The sequence below is a fragment of the Psychrobacter phenylpyruvicus DSM 7000 = NBRC 102152 genome (assembly GCF_000685805.1).
GTDB classification, from domain to species: domain Bacteria; phylum Pseudomonadota; class Gammaproteobacteria; order Pseudomonadales; family Moraxellaceae; genus Psychrobacter; species Psychrobacter phenylpyruvicus.
Genome location: NZ_JMKP01000003.1, coordinates 110,359 through 130,373, shown reverse-complemented (window position 1 = coordinate 130,373; position 20,015 = coordinate 110,359). Strand labels below are relative to the sequence as shown.

The 20,015-nt window shown below is 40.9% G+C and carries 19 protein-coding genes; 9 read left to right on the top strand and 10 right to left on the bottom strand.

Features of this window, described 5'->3' with window-relative positions:
• Positions 1-204 precede the first annotated feature (204 nt).
• Together G561_RS0102050 and G561_RS0102045 are read right to left on the bottom strand one after the other, a co-directional pair.
• On the bottom strand, positions 205-984 hold the full coding sequence (locus G561_RS0102050) for a hypothetical protein (RefSeq protein ID WP_028858074.1): 780 nt from the start codon (positions 982-984) through the stop codon (positions 205-207).
• A gap of 2 nt (positions 985-986) precedes the next feature.
• Positions 987-1,199 (bottom strand): hypothetical protein, encoded by a 213-nt coding sequence (locus tag G561_RS0102045; protein ID WP_028858073.1) that lies wholly within the window; start codon positions 1,197-1,199, stop codon positions 987-989.
• A 490-nt stretch (positions 1,200-1,689) separates the two neighbouring features.
• On the opposite strand from G561_RS0102045, the gene G561_RS0102040 reads away from it, so the two are divergent.
• On the top strand, positions 1,690-2,370 hold the full coding sequence (locus G561_RS0102040) for a hypothetical protein (RefSeq protein ID WP_028858072.1): 681 nt from the start codon (positions 1,690-1,692) through the stop codon (positions 2,368-2,370).
• A 148-nt stretch (positions 2,371-2,518) separates the two neighbouring features.
• Here the strand turns inward: G561_RS0102040 and G561_RS0102035 are convergent, their stop codons facing one another.
• On the bottom strand, positions 2,519-2,731 hold the full coding sequence (locus G561_RS0102035) for a hypothetical protein (protein ID WP_028858071.1): 213 nt from the start codon (positions 2,729-2,731) through the stop codon (positions 2,519-2,521).
• A 297-nt stretch (positions 2,732-3,028) separates the two neighbouring features.
• Between G561_RS0102035 and G561_RS0102030 the strand changes: the two genes are divergently transcribed.
• Positions 3,029-6,349, top strand: a complete 3,321-nt coding sequence (locus G561_RS0102030) for a type I restriction endonuclease subunit R (RefSeq protein ID WP_028858070.1) — start codon at positions 3,029-3,031, stop codon at positions 6,347-6,349.
• Positions 6,349-7,095 (top strand): M48 family metallopeptidase, encoded by a 747-nt coding sequence (locus tag G561_RS0102025; RefSeq protein WP_028858069.1) that lies wholly within the window; start codon positions 6,349-6,351, stop codon positions 7,093-7,095. The genes G561_RS0102030 and G561_RS0102025 overlap by 1 nt, the downstream gene beginning before the upstream one ends.
• A gap of 58 nt (positions 7,096-7,153) precedes the next feature.
• Here G561_RS0102025 and G561_RS0102020 read toward each other — a convergent pair whose 3' ends face one another.
• The 4 genes from G561_RS0102020 to sat form a co-directional block, all read right to left on the bottom strand.
• On the bottom strand, positions 7,154-7,516 hold the full coding sequence (locus G561_RS0102020; protein WP_373277675.1) for a hypothetical protein: 363 nt from the start codon (positions 7,514-7,516) through the stop codon (positions 7,154-7,156).
• A 72-nt stretch (positions 7,517-7,588) separates the two neighbouring features.
• The gene (gene cls / locus G561_RS0102015; RefSeq protein WP_028858067.1) at positions 7,589-9,028 is read right to left on the bottom strand and encodes a cardiolipin synthase; all 1,440 of its coding nucleotides are present in this window, start codon (positions 9,026-9,028) and stop codon (positions 7,589-7,591) included.
• Between the two features lie 213 nt (positions 9,029-9,241).
• Positions 9,242-9,610: a hypothetical protein gene (locus tag G561_RS0102010; RefSeq protein WP_028858066.1), complete on the bottom strand. Its 369-nt coding sequence runs from the start codon at positions 9,608-9,610 to the stop codon at positions 9,242-9,244.
• A gap of 228 nt (positions 9,611-9,838) precedes the next feature.
• Entirely contained in the window at positions 9,839-11,098 is a 1,260-nt protein-coding gene (sat, locus tag G561_RS0102005; protein WP_028858065.1) for a sulfate adenylyltransferase, read from the bottom strand.
• A 257-nt stretch (positions 11,099-11,355) separates the two neighbouring features.
• Between sat and G561_RS0102000 the strand changes: the two genes are divergently transcribed.
• The 3 genes from G561_RS0102000 to G561_RS0101990 all read left to right on the top strand — a co-directional run bounded on the left by G561_RS0102000 (position 11,356) and on the right by G561_RS0101990 (position 14,348).
• Entirely contained in the window at positions 11,356-13,038 is a 1,683-nt protein-coding gene (locus G561_RS0102000) for a nitrite/sulfite reductase (RefSeq protein ID WP_028858064.1), read from the top strand.
• Complete coding sequence (locus G561_RS0101995; protein WP_028858063.1) at positions 13,031-13,633, top strand: DUF934 domain-containing protein; 603 nt, start codon at positions 13,031-13,033, stop codon at positions 13,631-13,633. Before G561_RS0102000 ends, G561_RS0101995 begins: the two co-directional genes overlap by 8 nt.
• An 85-nt stretch (positions 13,634-13,718) precedes the next feature.
• Positions 13,719-14,348 (top strand): phosphoadenosine phosphosulfate reductase domain-containing protein, encoded by a 630-nt coding sequence (locus G561_RS0101990; RefSeq protein ID WP_037031485.1) that lies wholly within the window; start codon positions 13,719-13,721, stop codon positions 14,346-14,348.
• Positions 14,349-14,473: 125 nt separating this feature from the next.
• On the opposite strand, the gene G561_RS0101985 is transcribed toward G561_RS0101990, so the two are convergent.
• On the bottom strand, positions 14,474-14,656 hold the full coding sequence (locus G561_RS0101985; protein WP_028858061.1) for a hypothetical protein: 183 nt from the start codon (positions 14,654-14,656) through the stop codon (positions 14,474-14,476).
• A 438-nt stretch (positions 14,657-15,094) separates the two neighbouring features.
• On the opposite strand from G561_RS0101985, the gene cysG reads away from it, so the two are divergent.
• The 3 genes from cysG (at position 15,095) to G561_RS0101970 (ending at position 17,603) form a co-directional block, all read left to right on the top strand.
• Positions 15,095-16,573 (top strand): siroheme synthase CysG, encoded by a 1,479-nt coding sequence (cysG, locus tag G561_RS0101980; protein WP_028858060.1) that lies wholly within the window; start codon positions 15,095-15,097, stop codon positions 16,571-16,573.
• Between the two features lie 112 nt (positions 16,574-16,685).
• On the top strand, positions 16,686-16,919 hold the full coding sequence (locus tag G561_RS0101975) for a hypothetical protein (protein WP_028858059.1): 234 nt from the start codon (positions 16,686-16,688) through the stop codon (positions 16,917-16,919).
• 180 nt (positions 16,920-17,099) lie between these two features.
• Positions 17,100-17,603: a hypothetical protein gene (locus tag G561_RS0101970; protein WP_028858058.1), complete on the top strand. Its 504-nt coding sequence runs from the start codon at positions 17,100-17,102 to the stop codon at positions 17,601-17,603.
• A 63-nt stretch (positions 17,604-17,666) separates the two neighbouring features.
• Here the strand turns inward: G561_RS0101970 and G561_RS0101965 are convergent, their stop codons facing one another.
• Both G561_RS0101965 and G561_RS0101960 read right to left on the bottom strand, forming a co-directional pair.
• Positions 17,667-18,440 (bottom strand): SpoIIAA family protein, encoded by a 774-nt coding sequence (locus G561_RS0101965; protein WP_028858057.1) that lies wholly within the window; start codon positions 18,438-18,440, stop codon positions 17,667-17,669.
• A 220-nt stretch (positions 18,441-18,660) separates the two neighbouring features.
• Complete coding sequence (locus G561_RS0101960) at positions 18,661-19,881, bottom strand: methyltransferase (RefSeq protein WP_051584318.1); 1,221 nt, start codon at positions 19,879-19,881, stop codon at positions 18,661-18,663.
• Between the last annotated feature and the right edge of the window lie 134 nt (positions 19,882-20,015).

Sequence of the window (20,015 nt, the reverse complement as noted above, 5' to 3'; positions counted from 1 at the left end):
CTTGATGGTGCGCAAGGCGCACCCTACATCAATGTTAAACATAAAAGTAAGGATTAAAATATCGTCGAATCATTAATTAGCTTTCTAATTGCTTTAACATTAGTTGCTTGATATTTTATAAGAAGGACTTATTGAATCTGAGTTAGATTATTACTTATTCCTGCCGAGGTAATTCATAATATCAAAATGTATAGGTTAATATAGCTAGGGTGTTTGAAGAGCTCTAAACTGACCAACAGTGTCACCGCCTATCTTAAAATCCTGATATATATTGATATCAAAAAATGATATTGACTCAATCTCGCTGACAGGAATCAACATTGAAGCCGTATCAGCACATTCTGGATTGTAACAGATACCTTTAGGTATTCTTTCAACAATACCATGTTTTAGATAAACCTCTAAATAATTACAGTCTAAGTGCATATGTAGGTTTTCTTTAGCACGATATCCACTTAACATGGGTAGAATAATCAAGGTTTCGTCAGGTCCACTCGTAAAGTCTTCTTTAAGTAAGACCCCAACATATACTTTGCCTGAACTAAGAGATATTTTAAGATAAGAAGCGTTTTCAAGCGCTGTTATTATGATGTTCATCATGCCATCTAATTTTTTTAAAGCACTTAAATCCGGTGTAGCGTCTAATAGGTTTAAACGTATTTCATTAACGATAAGAGACGTTATCAAAACTATAAGACTGAAGATTAATTTTATGTAATTGTTATTGATAAGCGTGGTTATATGAGACTCAAACAAACTTAAATTAAGTATGTTCAACGATAGCAGGCTACCTATAAATAAAAGAATAATATATATAAGTGCTAATACTGAGATAGCTATGCCGACTGAAATTGCACCATCAGCACCTAGCATGACATAAGAAACCCAACCAGCACTTCGCTTCAGTTTATAATTCTTTTCATCAACTTCTGAATTAATTCTATAACCAAGTAAGAGTATTAAAAGAATGACCAGAATGGCCACTATTAATTGTCTTCATAGGCAGGTAATAATGAATGCATTTTTGCTTGCATGGATATTTGGCTTTCTATTTTGGCTCTTACTTCTGGGTTATCGTAGTTAGATCTAACATTACCATGCTCATCAATTAATAGTTTGCCATTACGACTTAACTTAACTTTAGGTTTATTAATTCCAAACGCTTTTTCTATTAAGTTACGTTCTCTTGAACTATTCATATCCCTCTCCTTTTATAAATATATTCTACAATAGTATTTATATACTTCTGCCATTACACTACTTTTTGGTTAAACAAGCAATATTAATTTTGTGGACCAATGTAGACTACTTAAATTAATTATTAAAATATTTTAACTAAAATCTTATAATTTACTCGTAACTAGCATCTAAAGCTTTGTCTTAGGTAAGGTCTAGCCTTAATTGAAATGGATATAATTAGTAATTTATTTAAAAAAAATATTATAGACCTTCTTGACTAAATATATTGACTCCACATTAATAATTAACTAAACTGGATTTAACATAACCGCCACGCTTAGTGCCCTTAGGGTAACGCGCAACCTTGGCGGTTTTTCTTTGTCTGAAATATAAAGCTCTTTAACAAATAAATATTATTAAAGAGCTTAGGTTAGAAGCGAGTTATAATGAATTAAGTTTTTAATATTTAAAAAAACGATTTAAATAATTAATACCTTTAAAGAGGGTCACATGTTAAAGAAAGCATTAGTTTTATTTTCTGTTTTACCTTTAACTGCTATGGCGGCACCTGTAGTAGAAGGCACTTATGTTAGCGGCACCAATAAAAGAGTACATTTGAGCAGTTTTAATTACGAAGGCTCTAAACATTATGAGCTATTTCTTGCCAATCTTATTGGTGATTCAAGTTTTGTTATAGCCAGTAAAGCCAAGCCTATCCAAGACAATCAAGCCGTTGTGTTTTCTGTACCAGAAAGTGGTTACTTGGACTACCAACCCAATTTAGGATGCCAAGTTGAAGTTTCTTTTACGCCTAATGAAATTCAATTAAAAAGCTTAAATAATTGTACTTCCGTTGAGAAAGCTTTTAATGGCTCTTACGTTTATTCCAAACAATCCAGTGTTGTTCCAAAGAAATATCAAGGTTCTTGGGGTGAGTGTGAATATCCTAAGACAGGTCGCAGCCAAGCTTTTCTAAGTGATAATGAAGGTTCTTCTAATGGAACTCAGAGCTTTAAAGTTATTAAAGTAACGCCCTACTCTTCTAACTTACTAAGCGTTACCGGGGCTTTCAATTACGAATCTGATCCTGTTGTCCATACTGTAGAGTATAAATACTTACCAAATAAGGACGTGCAAACAAAAGCTGATTGGAACGACTCTTTTACTACTTATAAGAAATGTCGCGATTAGATTATTCTGGCTACAAAATAACCGCCACGCTTAGTGCCCTTAGGGTAACGCGCAACCTTGGCGGTTATTCTTTGACTAAAACTTCAAACTAAGTTCTTAATGAATATTTAAAAACATTCATGAGTAAGACAACTGATCTATCAAATAGTTAACTTCTACCAAGTACAACTAGCAAACCTGCCAATAGAAATGCCATAACATACTGACCAATAAAATGAACAATGGACCATACTATTAAAAAAAATAAAACTCCAAAAAAACTATGCGGCTCCACTAAGTTATAACTAATTGTACCTGTAATAAAGAACAAAATTATGTTCATTACAACAGCTAAGCATCCCATAGTTGAATCATCTTGCATTTCAACCTCCTTAAATATTAGTAATTAATAAATTCTATTTGTTGTTATATCTATCGTTCTCATAGAATATAGATGAAATACTCCCTTCATATTCAACTTATCACTATGAGTAATTTAGTATTAAATACTATAAGAGTTAATAGTATATTTAATTATAATTTAACTAATATTAGTTTGACAGATGGATAAATATAGCTTGGCTATCTATTGATTAAATACCCTGTTAGATTACAATTAAATTAATAACTATAAGTAATTACCCACCTCACTTAAGATAAATATTGAAACGAGCCGTATATGGATATCAACCCAACCGTTAATTTTAGAGAAGAGTTTAGTGCCAAAATACCTGCTTTAACATTATTAATGACATTGGGTTATACCTATCTCACGCCAGCACAGTGTTTGGCTCTGCGCGACCCAAAAGGTAACCTACAAGCTTATTCAACGACCAAAAGCACCAATCAAGTGATGCTACTGCCGGTACTGCGTGAGTTCTTAGCAAAGCAAACCTTTCCCTTTGAAGGCAAGCAGCATCATTTATCTGACGCCAGCATTGATAAGATTATCGGACAACTTAATCCCGCCCTAAATCAAGGACTAAACACAGCCAACGAAATAATCTATGACGCCCTACTCTATGGCGTTGGGGTAACCGAATTTATCGATGGCAGAAAGACCTCACCCACTATTCAGCTTATTGACTGGCATAATATTGACAATAACCAGTACCATGTCACCGAAGAAATGGTAATACAGAATGCTGAGGCCACAGGTAATGTCATACCTGATATTGTCTGCTTCGTAAACGGCCTGCCTTTAGTTGTTATTGAAGCCAAACGACCAGACTCCAATAATCCTCACCAATCTACCAACGCCCAAGCCATTTCCCAACATATTCGCAATCAAGGTCAAAAGTACATTCCCCATTTGTACGCGTATAGTCAGCTATTATTAGCCATCAATGGTTATGAGGGCTTATATGGCACTTGTGGCACTCCTGATAAGTTTTGGGCTAAGTGGAAGGAGGAAGAGATTAATGAACTTGAGTTTCAATGCCTCAAAAACAGCCGTTTAGATTCCTCTCAGATTGACACCCTATTCAGTCAACGTAGACCCAATGATAAGGAGCAATACTTATCGCTTATTAACTCAGGGGAGTTGGCGGTCACTGACCAAGACCGACTTATTATTAGCTTGTTACGCCCTGATAGACTGCTGGATATGACCCGCTTCTTTACTTTATTTGACAGTCGTGCCGGCAAGATTATCGCTCGCTATCAGCAAGTATTTGGTATCAAAGCCTTAGTAAAGCGCATTAGTCAATTTGACAAAGATGGTAGCCGCGAAGGTGGGGTTATCTGGCATACCACCGGCAGTGGTAAATCCTTTACCATGGTGTTCTTGTCCAAAGCGCTAATTTGGCTTGATGAATTGGCAAAATGCCGAGTGTTTGTGGTCACAGACCGTATTGATCTTGAGAACCAAATTGCTCGCACTTTTATCTCAGCTGGAGCACTCAGTGATAAAGACAAGGCAAAAGCCAAAGCTTTATCAGGTCGTGATTTGGCTAAAAAAGTAGGACAAGGCAACGAACGTATTATCTTCTCTATCATCAACAAGTTTGGGGCAGCAGCTCAATATCCTGAATTTTATAACCCCAGTAAAAATATTATCGTCTTGGTCGATGAGGGTCACCGCAGCCAAAACGGTGCCAACAATATTATGATGCAAAAGGCATTACCCCATGCGGCCTTTATTGCCTTCACTGGTACGCCACTGCTGAAAGACGATAAGACCGAAAATAAATTTGGTAAGATTATTCACTCTTATACCATGCAGCAAGCAGTGGCGGATAAGACCGTTACCCCTTTATTGTATGAAGAGCGTATTCCAGAGCTAAATACCAACGATGCAGCCATCGATAAATGGTTTGATCGTATCACCCAAGAGCTGACCACTGAACAAAAGGCAGACCTTAAGCGCAAATTTGCCAAAAAAGGACAGCTTTACCAAGTCGAAGGCCGTATTGAACTGATTGCCCATGATATCTCAGACCATTTCCAAAACTTTAAGCAGCAAGGACTAAAAGGTCAGCTGGCATGCGATTCCAAAGCTTCAGCCATTCGCTATAAGCAAGCCTTGGACAGCATAGGTAAAGTGACCTCTGTGGTCGCCATGTCGCCGCCTGACACTAGGGAGGGTCATGCTGAGGTCGATGTAGAGAGTAAAGATATCGTCCAAAACTGGTGGCTAAATAATGTCGCCCCCAAATACGGTATGGACGATGTGCAATATACCAAAGATATCATCGAAGCCTTTAGCACCGACCATGGTCCAGATATTTTGATCGTAGTAGACAAGCTACTTACCGGCTTTGATGAACCCAAAAACACCGTACTTTATATCGATAAACCTCTCAAAAGCCACAACCTTATCCAAGCCATTGCTCGGGTTAACCGGCTACACAACAAGAAGCAATTTGGCTATTTGATTGATTATCGAGGGATACTAAAAGAGTTAGACACCACCATTGAGGACTATCAAAACTTAGCTGAACGCACCCAAGGCGGATTTGATATTGATGACCTGAAAGGTATGTATAGCTCAATGGAGACCGAGTACAAGAAGCTACCCATGCTACATAAGAAGCTTTGGGCTATGTTTGACGGTGTGCCTAATAAACAAGATGGTCATGCCCTACGTCAATCCTTATCGCCTAAAATGCAACAGCGAGACGGTGTCGTGGTGGATACCAACCTTAAACGACGAGATGACTTTTATTCGGCATTAACTGAATTTTCTAACACCATGAAAGTGGCACTACAATCGGCATCTTATTTTGATGACAGCTTCTTCGATAACAAGCGTGATCGGTATAAAAAGGACCTAAAAGCCTTCGTTGAGCTACGCAAACAAGTCCGTGAAGATGCCAATGAGACCATCAACTTTGATGAGTACGAGGATGATATTCGCAACCTTCTCAATAAGCACATTGCCGGTATTGAGGTCAAAGAGCCTGAGGGCGCTTATCTGGTCGGTAATATGGGGAAAGACATTAAGCCTGAGCAGCTAAGTGATGATGAGGCGCGCAACCAGACCGATAAGATTACCAGCCGAGTGACTAGGATGATTGAAGTCGACTTAGCAGATGATCCTTATGCCCAAGAGCACTTCTCAAAGTTATTAAAGCAAGCCATTGAAGAAGCTAAGGCCATGTTTGATGCGCCTGTTAAACAGTACATGATGTTTGCCGACTTTGAGCAAGATGTCAAAGCCCGTAAGGTGCCTGATGTACCCAATAGTTTTGTTGACCAGTCAGGAACGCATAATAAGCATGCTCAGGCTTATTTTGGTCTATTCAAACATTTATTTGGTAGTAATTATCTGCAAGAAAATGATTTAAATGAGGAAGTACTAGTCGACTATGCCTTCAAGATAGACGACTTAGTAAATACTGCTGTCACAGAGAATTCATTAAACCCCTCACAAATGGAGAATGACATCAACTTAGGCATGCTGAAGCTATTATTCCGGGAGATTGGGATAGACAATACCAAAAAACTGGCAAAAGAAGTGATTAATATTGCACGCCTTGGTTTGTCACGAGGCAAATAATGAAAGACAGCTGTTACAACGCCAAGCTACATTACGGACAACAGGTTATTGATTATCAGGTAGTGCGTAAGCCCAATAGCCGTAAATTACGTATTAAAGTACATCCGGATCAGCGGGTGGTAGTCACTGCGCCTATTGAAGCTACAGAAGCATTTATTCAAGCCTCAGTTGTTAAAAAATCTAGCTGGATATGGCAACACCTGCAAGACTTTTCCAATCAGAAAAGCAATGTGCTGCCTAAACGTTATGTCAGCGGTGAAACTCAATTTTACTTGGGTCGCAGATATGTGCTAAAAGTAAGAATTGACCCGGAGCAAGCTGAAAGCGTCAAACTGTATCGTGGTAAGCTCAATGTTAGTCTAGTTCAAGAGCCTTCAAACCGAGCCACCAAAGTTAAGAAGCTATTAGATAACTGGTATCAGCAAAAGGCCAAAGTGGTGTTTCATGAGCGCTTACTGGCGATGCTACCTAAGGCCGACTGGGTAGAAGGTACGCCATCATTTAAATTACTGTCTATGCAAAAACAATGGGGAAGCTGCTCCACTCAAGGTAATCTAGTACTGAATCCGCACTTGGTTAAAGCGCCTAAGGAATGTATTGATTACGTGATATTGCATGAGTTGTGTCATATTGCGGAGCACAACCACAGTGATAAATTTTGGCGACTACTGACTCAAGTGATGCCAAACTGGAAAGAAGTTAAATCACAGTTGGATGGCATGGCTGAGCTATATCTAAATGAATAATAATCAAACAAAAAAAGACGCTAAATAACTTAGCGTCTTTTTTGATCATTCGGTTTTATCATTCAGCCGTCTCAACCACAGGCTGACGCTTGCCGGCCTCAAGTACCGGCAAGTTAGCCTCAGTCGGTACATAGATAATCTGATCAATTTTGCCCTCGCGTAGCGCCTCACCGAAAGCACCAATGAACTCTTGCTCACGGTATTCAGGATATTCCTTGGCGGTTTTACCAATGATTCTAATTGCTTCAGCTCTTAATTGTGCCGACTCTAATTCTGCTCGAGCCTGTTCAATTTGTATCATCTTCGACTGGGTAGCTTCAGCCAAAGCCGCTTTACCCCGCATCTCTTGTGACCAGACTTTATAAAAGGGATAGCCGGCCATTATTACAACTATCAATATCACAGCGGTGATTATCCCCATGATGGTGAGCTTAACTGCAGATTCTGAATTCATACTTTTGTCCTTGTCTTGTGGGTGCGTTGCAAATCTAGCCTATAAAAGGGGGCCCATAGTAGCCACAACATTGATCCAAATACGGTAATAAATCGGCCATTTCCTCACCTCAGAGCGGGTGACCTCGACTGAATCAGCAATATAAGAATTCTGACGGATAATAATTTCTTCGGTCAATGCTTTGTCATAGAAAATGACGTTGTTTTCGTAGTTTAAGTCGAAACTACGCAAATCTAAGTTGGTCGAACCGACCAAGCTAATCTGATCGTCAATGGTCAATGTTTTGGCATGTAGTAGACCAGGTTTATATTCATAAATCTTCACCCCCGCCTCAAGCAGTTGCCAATAGTAGCTATGACTGGTGGCGGCAACGATAAAAGAATCGTTTTTTTGTGGGAAAATGATGGTTACATCGACGCCTCGATAAGCAGTGGCACAGATCATATTAATCAAGGTAAAATCTGGCACAAAGTACGGGGTCGAGATAACCAATGACCGTTTGGCATGCCCCATCAACGTACTCAAAAACTGCGGTGTGGTACCCTGACGCTGGGTAGGTCCATCAGCGAATACTTGTGCAGGATAACCGTCTGCTTGTGACTCTAGTATGAACGGAAAGCTATCAAACGGGGTATCAGGATTTTCCATAAGCCAGTCACTGGCAAACAGCATTTGGTTTTGGGCCACGATAGGACCTTGCACCCTTAGCATGATATCGACCCAAGGGGCGTACTTTGGCTTCACCCGAAATTCAGGATCAGCGCTGTTGCGGCTGCCCACATAACCAATTTTGCCATCAATAATAGTAATCTTACGGTGATTGCGTAAATCAATGCGGCTAAACATCAATATCTTAAAGATGTTGTCGATGGGTAGCGCCACACTCACCTCTACTCCCGATTGCTTCATCCGCTCCCATAGGGGCGATCTCAGCAGTTTGCGAGAGCCCATACCATCCACCATAGCTCGGCACTGCACTCCGCGTTTGGCAGCGCGCATTAACGCCTCAGCAATAGCAGTTCCCATCCCATCGTCCAACCATATATAGTACATGACGTGGATGTGATCGGTAGCAGCATCGAAGTCTGCTATCATTCGCTCTTCCGTGGTCTTAGGGTCTGGCATAAGCTCTGCTTTATTGCCCAAAGTGGTGTGAAAGCCATTTACTGAAGCTGAATAAGCAAAGGCTGGCTGGTACTCTTGATCAATGACCTTAGTCATGGTGTCTTTATTGCCCAGTACTGCCGGAAAGTTGCTGTTTAGCTGCTGAGTAATCTTGTTATAACGGTGCTCAAAGTTAAAGCCTAAATGTACCTCGCCGAACATCCAATACACCACTACCCCGCCGTATGGCAGTATGAATAGCACGACCAACCACGCCAATCGTGCTTGCGCGGTTAAATCGTGACGGGAAAGCACCCGAAGCGATACCGCAAGCCAAGTGAGTAAATGAAGCGCAAAGAGCAAATCTAGTAGCATTAACTATCATCCTTGATTATTTAACAGGATCATTTTATGAGTATACCTAAGCCTAAATAATATTTTAGTTTCAGAATGTTGCCTTGACTCAGCTTTTAACTGCCTGCATTTAACTAAATAGCTTTTAACAGACTATTATTTAACTGACCATAAAAAAACCAGCCTGAGCTGGTTTTACTACAACGGTATAAGATAAAAGCAATGTCAATAAATTTAGTCGGCCATTAATTTTAAAAACTGCGGGTTGGTCACGTTAATTTGTAAATAGTTTTGGTTCTGTGCCACTTTGCCAATGACACAAAAGCGGCTACCCACATAGTTATCAATTTTACCGTAGCGATTTTCAAACCAACGGTAGTCTTTATTCCATATCAAAGCAGTTAACGACTGATTTGGATACTTTCTATCAAAATTCATATAGTGACGGTTGGGCAAATGATTAATCTCAGCCAGCGTGCCACAAGCCATTACCGACTTACCCACATATAAATTCGCTTTACTGGCCTCAATCCTAGGATCAGCTGCAGTCGCTAAGCTACTTAGTAATAGAGCACTGCTTATGGCTGCTACCTTATTCCACATATAAAACTCGCTGTCGTTTATTTCGGTACTGAGATTTATTATAGTACTTAGTACGCTAATCAATGGCTAAAAACAATTTAATATTATACTTTTATTGATTATAACTTTCAGAGTAGTTATGTTCGATAATTGTTTACTAAATCTAGATTGATAATAGCATGATAAAAAGCAACATAAATTAAAAAAGCCAGCATGAGCTGGCTTTTGAAGACCTAATAACTTGACCTCTTATTGCGCAGAAGCCCCTACTAAGTGCACTTCAGCACGCTCTTCTTTGGCGATACCTGCATAGTATTCACGTAAAATCTGTAATACTTCTGGGCGACTGAAGTTCTCAGGTACTTCTTGATCCTCTGACAACGCTTTGCGTAGCTTAGTACCTGAAACTTTTACGTGTTGATCTGCATCATGCGGGCAAGTCTTGGTTGAAGCCATTGCCTGACAGCCATTACACCAGAAGGTCCAGTCTATCTTCAACGGCTGAGTTAACATAGCATCCTTGTCAATCTCATCGAAGATAGCTTGCGCATCAAATGGACCATAATAATCACCCACACCGGCATGATCTCGGCCGACAATCAGATGGCTACAGCCATAGTTTTGACGGAATAACGCATGCAATAATGCTTCACGAGGACCGGCATAACGCATATCTAGCGGATAACCGGCCTGGATTACGGTGTCTTTTTTGAAGTAGTTATCAATTAAAGTTTTGATCGCTTCTTGACGCACTTCGGCAGGGATATCACCTGGCTTCAACGCACCCAATAACGAATGAATCATTACTCCATCACAGATTTCGATAGCAATCTTCGCTAAATATTCGTGTGAACGGTGCATCGGGTTACGGGTCTGGAACGCAGCCACTGTTTGCCAGTTTTTTTCTTCAAATAAGGCACGAGTCTCAGCAGGTGTCTTGTAAATCTCAGGATATAACGTTGGGAACTCACCTTGGCTGAATACTTTAACGCTACCGGCAACGTTAACTTCTCCCTGCTCCATGACTTGTTTTACACCAGGATGCTCTTCATCAGTAGTGGTAAATACTTGCTGACATTCATGAGCCTTATCAATGGTATAGGTTTCTTCAACAGTGATCACCCCCATAATCTCGCCATCTTCAGCGACCAATGCCACCTCATCACCCGGTGCTAAGGTATCGGCCTGCTCTTTGCTGGTCGATAAGGTGATGGGAATGGGCCAGAATAACCCTTTATTATCACCGGTTTTCAGGGTCATCTCATCGACCACACCTTGCCAATCCGCTTGATTCATAAAGCCATCAAGTGGAGTAAAGCCGCCAATACCTAGCATAATTAAATCGCCACGCTCGCGTGAGCTTAGGGTAATTTGTGGTAAATCTTTGGCATTTGCTAAGGCTTGAGTTAACTCCTCACCTTCCAGTAATAAAGGCTTAAGCTCTTCGCTACCATGTGGCGGTACAATGCTGGTCTTGCCAAGGCGTTTTACAATCTTTTGCTCAGTCATATTTAAATCCAGTTGTTTTGATTCCAGTTGGTTGAATATCTAGTTAGTTGAATATACAGCTAGGTGGATGCGAAAAATTAGGTCGAAATCAAACCCTTACATCCCTTTGTAAATGTGATGACTGTAGACTAACGAAATTTACTTATTCTTATCTATGCTGTGTTTGGATATAGATATGACAGATATGAATTTATAAAAAACTTGGGGCATGGTTAGTATAGCTACATGATTTTTTGTTACCTAAGGGCATATTAACTATGTATAAGTACACTCATGCCGACCAAGCCATGGTTGACGAGCGGGTCGAGCAGTTTCGCGATCAGACCCGCCGCTTCTTAGCTGGAGAGCTACCTGAAGAGCAATATTTGCCGCTGCGCCTACAAAACGGCCTGTATATTCAGCGCCATGCGCCTATGCTACGTATCGCTGTGCCTTATGGATTATTGGCAAGCTATCAAGTGCGTAAGCTGGCTGAAATTACCCGCAAATATGACCGCGGTTTTGGTCACTTCACTACCCGTACCAACCTACAGTTAAACTGGCCTAAACTTGAAGAAGTGCCTGATATCCTAGCAGAACTGGCCTCAGTTCAGATGCATGCCATCCAAACCTCAGGTAACTGTATCCGTAATACCACTACCGACCCATATGCTGGTGTTAATGCCAATGAGATTGAAGACCCCCGCCCTTATTGTGAAATTATCCGGCAGTGGTCAACTTTCCACCCTGAGTTTGCCTTCTTACCTCGTAAATTCAAAATTGCAGTGATAGGCAGTCCTGAAGACCGTGCAGCTACTCAAGTGCATGATATTGGCCTGCATCTGCTAAAAAATGACGAAGGTGAAATTGGCTTTGAAGTCATCGTTGGCGGTGGTCTTGGCCGTACACCGATCATTGGTAAAACCATTCGTGAATTTCTACCACGTCAGCACCTACTAAGCTATCTAGATGCCATCTTGCGTGTCTATAACTTGCATGGTCGCCGAGATAACAAATACAAAGCGCGCATCAAGATCTTAGTTGAGAGCATGGGGGCTAGAGAGTTTACTAAGCTGGTCGAAAAAGAGTGGGAAACGTTCACCAAAGATGGCGAACTAACCTTGACCGAAGATAATTTTGAGACTGCAAAAAGCTATTTCCCAGAGTTTGATTACGAAACAATTGATGAGCTAGCCAGCAAATCTCAGTTAAGCAAACAGTTTGAAAATAAAGCTTTCGCTGATTGGTATGCACGCAATACTGTGCCACACAAAGTGGCCGGCTACCGGGCAGTTGTGGTCTCCTTAAAGGCTGGTTTGGTCGATGGCAAATACGTGCCTGCCGGTGACGTGACTCATGAGCAATTAGATCGCCTAGCTGACCTAGCTGATCAGTACAGCTTCGGTGAAATTCGTGGAACCCATCAACAAAACTTAGTTTTCGCCGATGTAAAACAAACTGATTTGTATGCCTTATGGGAAGCCTTAACTGAAATCAATCTGGCTCGTCCAAACATCGGTACCTTAACCGATATGATCGTCTGCCCAGGCTTTGACTTATGTGCGCTAGCTAATGCCACCACTTTTAACATCGCTGAGCAAATTGAAAAGCACTTCGATGACATAGACTATCTGTATGATCTGGGCGACATTCAACTCAATATGTCTGGCTGTATGAATGCCTGTGCGCACCACCATGTGGGTGATATCGGTATCTTAGGTGTCGATAAAAAAGGCGAACACTGGTATCAAATCAGCTTGGGTGGTAGCTCAAAATCAGATACTCGTTTGGGCAATATCTTAGGCCGCTCAGTGGCCACAGAGGAAGTAGCGCCAACCCTACAAAAGGTATTGGACGTCTATACCCAGCAGCGTCATGTCGAAGGTGATACCCCAGAGCCGTTCGCTGACTTCGTACAACGTGTGGGCATCAAACCATTTAAGGAGGCCGTATATGGGTAATCACAGCATTTTAGACGCTCAAGCGAAGGACATTACCGCTGAGGACAGCTGGTACGCCCTATTTACCTCTGAATTACCAGATGGTATTGCCTCAAAGACTATCCGTTTAAGCGAGCTACTACATAAGTCAGAGCGCTTAGATGTCATCTTACCACTGGCTGATATTTTATCACCGCAAGGCTTATTGTCTGAGGTATTGGCTTTAATTGCCAATTACACCAGTCGAGTGGGGTTATGGGCTGACACCAGCATCTCAACTGAGCAATTAGATGAGCTTTTGGCGGCTTGCCAAGACAGCGATCGCCCTTTATTAAATGCTTTAGATCTTATCGTGCTATATCAACCTGGATTTGCTGATGGTCGTAGCTTTAGCCAAGCACGTCACTTACGTCAAAAAGGCTTTACGGGCGAAATTCGCATCACTGGTCACTTTGGCCGAGATCAGATTGTGTATCTACAGCGCGCTGGTGTTGATAGCTTTGTGATTGCTACCGAAGATCTAACAGATGATATTCAAGCTGCTTTCTCGGTGCTGCCCTCCTCTTATGATGGCAACGTGGCCAGTCAATTACCAATGTTTAGAAAACAAGCATAGTGGTTTAGATAAACAAACTTAATTATTCAATTTTTAGAACCTTTGTGTTTTAGATTATTTTCATCAAACTTTTAAGGAATAAAGCATGACAATCGAAATCAATATCGATCAAGCCAACCAAGAGCTTCACGGCAAAACCCCTGAGCAAATCGTTGAGTGGGCATTGGCCAAAGCCGAAAACCCAATCATCACTACTAACTTCCGCCCATATGAGTCAGCTATTTTGCATTTAGTGGCCAAGCAAAAGCCGGACATCACAGTATTGTGGGTAGACTCAGGATATAACACCCGTGCCACTTATGACTTCGCTAATAAGCTTATCAAAGACTTAAATCTAAACGTAGTGACTTATATTCCTAAGCAAACCAGCGCTCATCGTGACGCAACCATGAATGGCATCCCAAGTGTTAATAACCCACTACACGAAGAGTTCACAGAACAGGTTAAACTTGAGCCATTTAGACGTGCGCTTAGCGAGTTAAAGCCAGACGTATGGTTTAACGCTATCCGTAAAGATCAGACTGAATTTCGTCAAGGTCTTGATGTACTAAGCCAGTCAAAAGACGGTGTGTTGAAAGTAGCGCCTTTGTTCTACAAAAACGATAAAGATTTAGACGCTTATTTAGAAGAAAACAACCTACCTAACGAGTTTGATTACTTCGACCCTACTAAAGTGGAAGAAAACCGTGAGTGCGGTCTGCATACTCAGCTGTAAGTTTTATTAATTAATTATTAGCTTTTAAGCTTCAATAACTTTAAAATAAAAAACACCGCCTAGCTTTTATTAGGCGGTGTTTTTTTGGTTTAGTTGATTTTATTAATCAAGACTATTTCTGCCTATTACCTTCTACCCCGTTTAGGCGCAGGCCCAAACAAGTCAGCTTGACCATATTTACGGGTATACTCTCGCATAAAAGCTCTTACCGCTTGCGAAGCTGTCGTGTCTTGATTGGCACACGCATGCTTGAATGAACTTAATAGGTTTTCTTCCACTTTGGCGGTAAATAATTTATCTTTGCCCATATTTTATTACCTTACACTTCTAATTCGCGTTTTTTGTTTAACACTTTGTTGTTTTGTTAGTCTCTTTTTTGCTAAAGCCATATATACCAATAGATTAAGGCATAACCAAACCTTCGTATATAGTTGATATATACCTATTATATATCATGTATATACCTACCTCAAATCCCTTTATCTATATAGGATAGCGAGAACTAAAATAAAGCTTAACTGAGATTAGAATAGCCATTATCCGACGTTTTATACAGCTTAAAACCAAATAGCTAGCCAATTGCTACCTCATAACTGTCAAGCAACTATTAAACAATTGTTAAACAAGCATCAAATAAAAATAAAGCCTTTATGAAAAATAAGAATTAAGTAATATCAATTACTTTGATGTTTGTTATATGCGATTACGACATAATGACAGCATATTTTAATGGTAATTTATGAGTTATGAACACCTTTCCCTTATTTTTTAAACTAGACAACCAGCCCGTACTCATTGTCGGTGGTGGTGAAGTGGCACAGCGTAAGGCAGATTTACTATCGCGTGCTGGTGCGCATATTACTGTTTTAGCACCACAAATTAGTGAAGAAATAGAACAGCTACTAGCAGATGACAAACACAATTTAATAGCTGAACAATATGATAAAAAATATTTAACGGGTATACGTATCGTTATTGCCGGTACTGATGATGAAGCGTTAAACCATCAAGTCCATGCTGATTGCCAAGCGCAGAATATTCCTGTCAATGTGGTCGATACCCCGCCACTATGTGACTTTATCTTCCCTGCTATTGTCGATAGAAACCCAATTATTATTGGCATCTCCTCCAATGGCAAAGCACCGGTGCTTGCTCGTCTAACCCGTGCTCGTTTAGAGACTTTAATCCCACAAGGTTATGGCAAACTGGCCAAGCTGGCTGGTGATATGCGGAATGAGGTTAAGTCAAAAATACCTACCTTAACTGGCAGACGTCAATTTTGGGAAAAAGCGTTCGAAGGGAAAGTTAGCCAACTAATGTTTGCTGGACGTGAAGCCGATGCCGAACAAACATTAAAACAAGACCTAGAATCCACGTATAGGCGATTAGTAAACCTAAAAGCCAATGATGGCTCTGATACTGATTTAGACAACCAGACCAATATTGGTGAAGTGTATATTGTTGGTGCCGGTCCTGGTGACCCTGAGCTATTAACCTTTAAGGCCTTACGCTTGATGCAACAGGCTGACATTGTGTACCACGATGCTCTAGTGTCTGATGCGGTGCTTGATCTGTGTCGCCGTGATGCTGATAAAGTATTCGTCGGTAAAAAACGCAGTAACCATGCCGTAGCGCAACAAGGTATTAACCAAATGATGATCGACGCTGCCAAGTCCGGTAAGCGTGTGGTGCGCCTTAAAGGTGGTGATCCTTTTGTGTTCGGTCGTGGCGGTGAAGAGATACAGGCGCTACGTGCTGCTGGTATTCCGTATCAAGTGGTTCCTGGCATTACTGCCGCTGGTGCCGCCTCTTGTTATACTGGCATTCCATTAACCCACCGTGACCATGCTCAATCGGTACGCTTTGTGACTGGATTTTTGAAGTCAGGTGAGCCCAATACCGGCTTTGCTGCTTTGACCAATCCTGAGGAAACGGTGGTGTTCTATATGGGACTGCATTCAATTGAGCGATTGACCAAGGGTCTGATGGATGCGGGACGAGATCCTAATACGCCGATTGCGATCATCTCTCAGGCCAGTTTACCGACGCAGCAAGTCATGACTGGTACTTTAGCAGACATAGTAGCCAAACATGAGGCAAATCCGCTACCGACCCCTGCTTTATTAATTGTCGGTGCAGTGGCTCAGTTGCATGATGAGCTGGCCTGGTTTGGCGATCATATTGTGGATACTGACCAACAGGCGCATGCGCTGAACATGGTTTAAGGTTTTGGAATCAACCTCTGTAATTTAAGCCAAAGGGTTTTATCTATCATAGATAAACCCCTTTTTTATTGCTACTTTATAGGATGAATACCCTTTTGAAACTGGATTCAAAATGACCGGAATAGAGTTAAGCCTACCTTTGAAACATGCCCGATTTGTCTTACAAGCCATTGACTTTAGGCTTGAAACTTGGAAGAAAGCTGTAGAATCTGGTGAGTTAGATGAAGATGAAATTTCTGATATAAACAACGATAGTATGTTACTTCAAGGTGTGCGAGATGAGCTTGAAACGAAGTTAGCCACACATCCGGCTCATGTTTCAAAACAACCGTCACTTAGTCGATGAATTTATGCTTATGAGCTGCCAGTCAATTAGATTTAAGCATACATGACAGTCTATTTTAGGTGGCTCTACCTTAGCTTACGATCCTTACTTTAAATCAATAAGTACAAAAAAGATTTACTTATGATTTTTATATGATTCATAGTATCTACACTAGATTAATATGACATTTAGGGCAAAGCTATGATTTATACCAATATACTGATGAAAGAATTTTTAGATATTAACGAAAGTGAAATACGAGAAGGTACATTAGATAAGGAGTTAGAGCTTATCTTAAAAGAAGGATTTTTACCGATAGGTGACTGCATTTTTTTAGAAAAAATATTCCCTTCAAGCTATGCTCGCTGTTCAATTGAAAAACATGAGATTGAAAGACAGTTTACTGATTTTTCGGGATATGAAGTTTCGACTAATAGGTTTCTTATAGAAGATTTTACAGACCAAGACCCGTTCATCCAGTCCCTCATATTTTCTAACAAATTCAAGAAAAAATGGCTTATAGATTTCCCTTTAGAGAGCGTTAATATAATAATAGGTTTTCAAGATGATGAGATTGGGAAGTTTGCAACTTTCACTTTTCACAAGAGTAGGAACGGTGAAGTAGTGCATGATATCAATAGCCTTGAATTATATACTCAGCCTATATACGTTGAAGTTATATCTGGCAAATCGACGCCTAAATAGAGCAGCCCCGCTTTTGAAGAACTGTCATTAAAAGTAAGTATGTGGTTTATCGTTCTATAGAGACTATTCCACCAGCTCAACGTCAAGCCATGCAAGTGCTTCACTTTCCTGATCATCGGTAAAGGTCTGCATATCCATTTTTGGGAATAATGGGTTTACTGTTTCAACGAGTTTATTCATCCAGTTAGGTGCCCCAACGATAGCGTAACGCTCTACCTTTTTCATAGCATTGATTTTCATGGATAACAAACCGCCACTATGCATTACAATAGAGGGCTCAAAACCACTATAGTTTTTCATTCTAGCAAGTAGTCTTACGCTATCCTGACCCTCAAGAAATGCTTCAACTCTCTGTATGATGTTCGGTATTTCACTTGCAGACAACACACCGTCTACTTCAAAAGCAAGTACATTGTCTTTATTGGTAGCTAAGAAACGAATAGCACTGCTCTTTGCTACAGACAGCTCAGACTTCTCGGCCGCCCAACTTAGGGCGGCATCTGATTCACTTGAGGGAAATACTTTCATTTCTATCATAGGAAATAGTCGATCAGCAAGAGAGATAGCAGCTTTTGGCCATTCTTTATCCGATACAAAAGCACATCTATTAACCTGTTTTATATGCCTAAATAGTTCCATGTCCGCTTTAGTCCCCTCTACTATCGAGTTTGCGGTCATGTCAGTCAGCTTTGTAACGTCGATGTAGAGACCAATTTGATCATGCTCTTGTAGTTTTTTTTCAAGAATTTTGCGATATTCTTGCAATCCTTCGCCGGTTAAAGTGCCTTCGAGTGCTAGGGCGATCACATGATCTGGTGCCGTTATTTGGTTTAACATAATAACATCCTTATTTTAGTTAACTTTCAGATTTAGCAAGGCTTAGCAAACAGTAGTTCTTCTTTAGCTGTCAAAGGTTCATAGCTTTGCACCTAAACGCTCAAGTGAGCGAATGCTTGTATTGAATAGAGGACTACTCGTGTTCATTGACTTTTTGCTCTGTTTGGATAAAAAAACGGGCGTATTTGATAGCTATAAAGCTATTGATAGCCCAGTACGTTTACCACAAACACCAAAGTGAAGTGACCTCCGCACTACGCGCAACAAATAATGGATCGCTCTCATCTTGGCTTTTGCCATGCGTTGGATCAGTATCCAGACGATATTTGACTTTCAAGCCAGCTTCTTCAATCCAGCCTATTAAATCCTCACGAGTACGTAGCTGTAAATGCTCGGCTAAGTCTGACAGTATTAACCAAACCTCTCCTGACTCTGTCAAATGCTGCTTTGCTCCCATTAAAAAGCCACGAAGCATGGCACTGTTGGCATCATATACCGCATACTCTAACGGCGAGCTGGGTTTGGCAGGTAACCACGGCGGATTACAAACAATTAGGTCGGCTAGTGGCGCCTGTTTTGGGTATAAATCTATTTGCTGTAACTCTACCGCCGATAGTCGCAAACGCTCAAGGTTGTCATCGGCACAGTCTAGTGCCCGAGGGTTTAAATCAGTAGCAATGATTTGTTTGACTCCACGCTGAGCCAAAATAATAGACAGCAACCCAGTTCCGGTTCCAATGTCATAAGCGACATCATGTACCTCTGGTAATGGCGCGTCGAGTAACAGTTGTACATATTCTTGACGGGTAGGCGCAAACACCCCGTAATGAGGGTGAATAGATATATCTAAAGCTTTAACTGGCACCCCTTTTTTACGCCATTGTGCGGCTCCTAGTGCTCCTTGTAGATCGCGAAAGGACATAACACAAGACTCATCCAGCTCACCAAAAGCAGCCTCACATGCCTGACTTACCTCAGGAGCTCGGCGTAGATTAAGCTGATAATTGGCATCGAATTGAAGTAGCAGACGTCCTAGTAAACGCGATCGCTGAGATTGAGCTAGGCGATTTTGATGAAATAGTTGAGGCAGGTCTTCAGACTCTGGATTTAGGCTTGAACTATGATTATCTTTACAAGCTTTAGCTGCTTTTTTCGCCGCCTTTTCAAGTTTACGCTGTTCAGCCTGGTCGATACGACGTTGCAGTGCTTGGATTAATTGCTTGGCATTATGGAAGTCGCCTCGCCATAGCATTGAAGTTCCGGCATTGGCCAAACGAAAGGCTTCATCGGCTGTGGTGGTATCATCGACTATAACGATACGCTTGGGTGGCGCATGATTACTTTGCGATAACCAGCGGGCTTTGTGCTCGCTACCGTCCTCTTCCCACTGCAAATATTGACTTGATTTTATAAACACAGGCTTACCTTTAAATTTCAACATATTTAATAATATTTCACTTAGGCATCATACACTAAATACGCTGCGACCTCCCAATAACCCAGTTTTATTATTCAATTCTATCTCTTTATTATTCGCCTCTGTATAACGATACGTCTGGTTATTTGAGCAGTCAT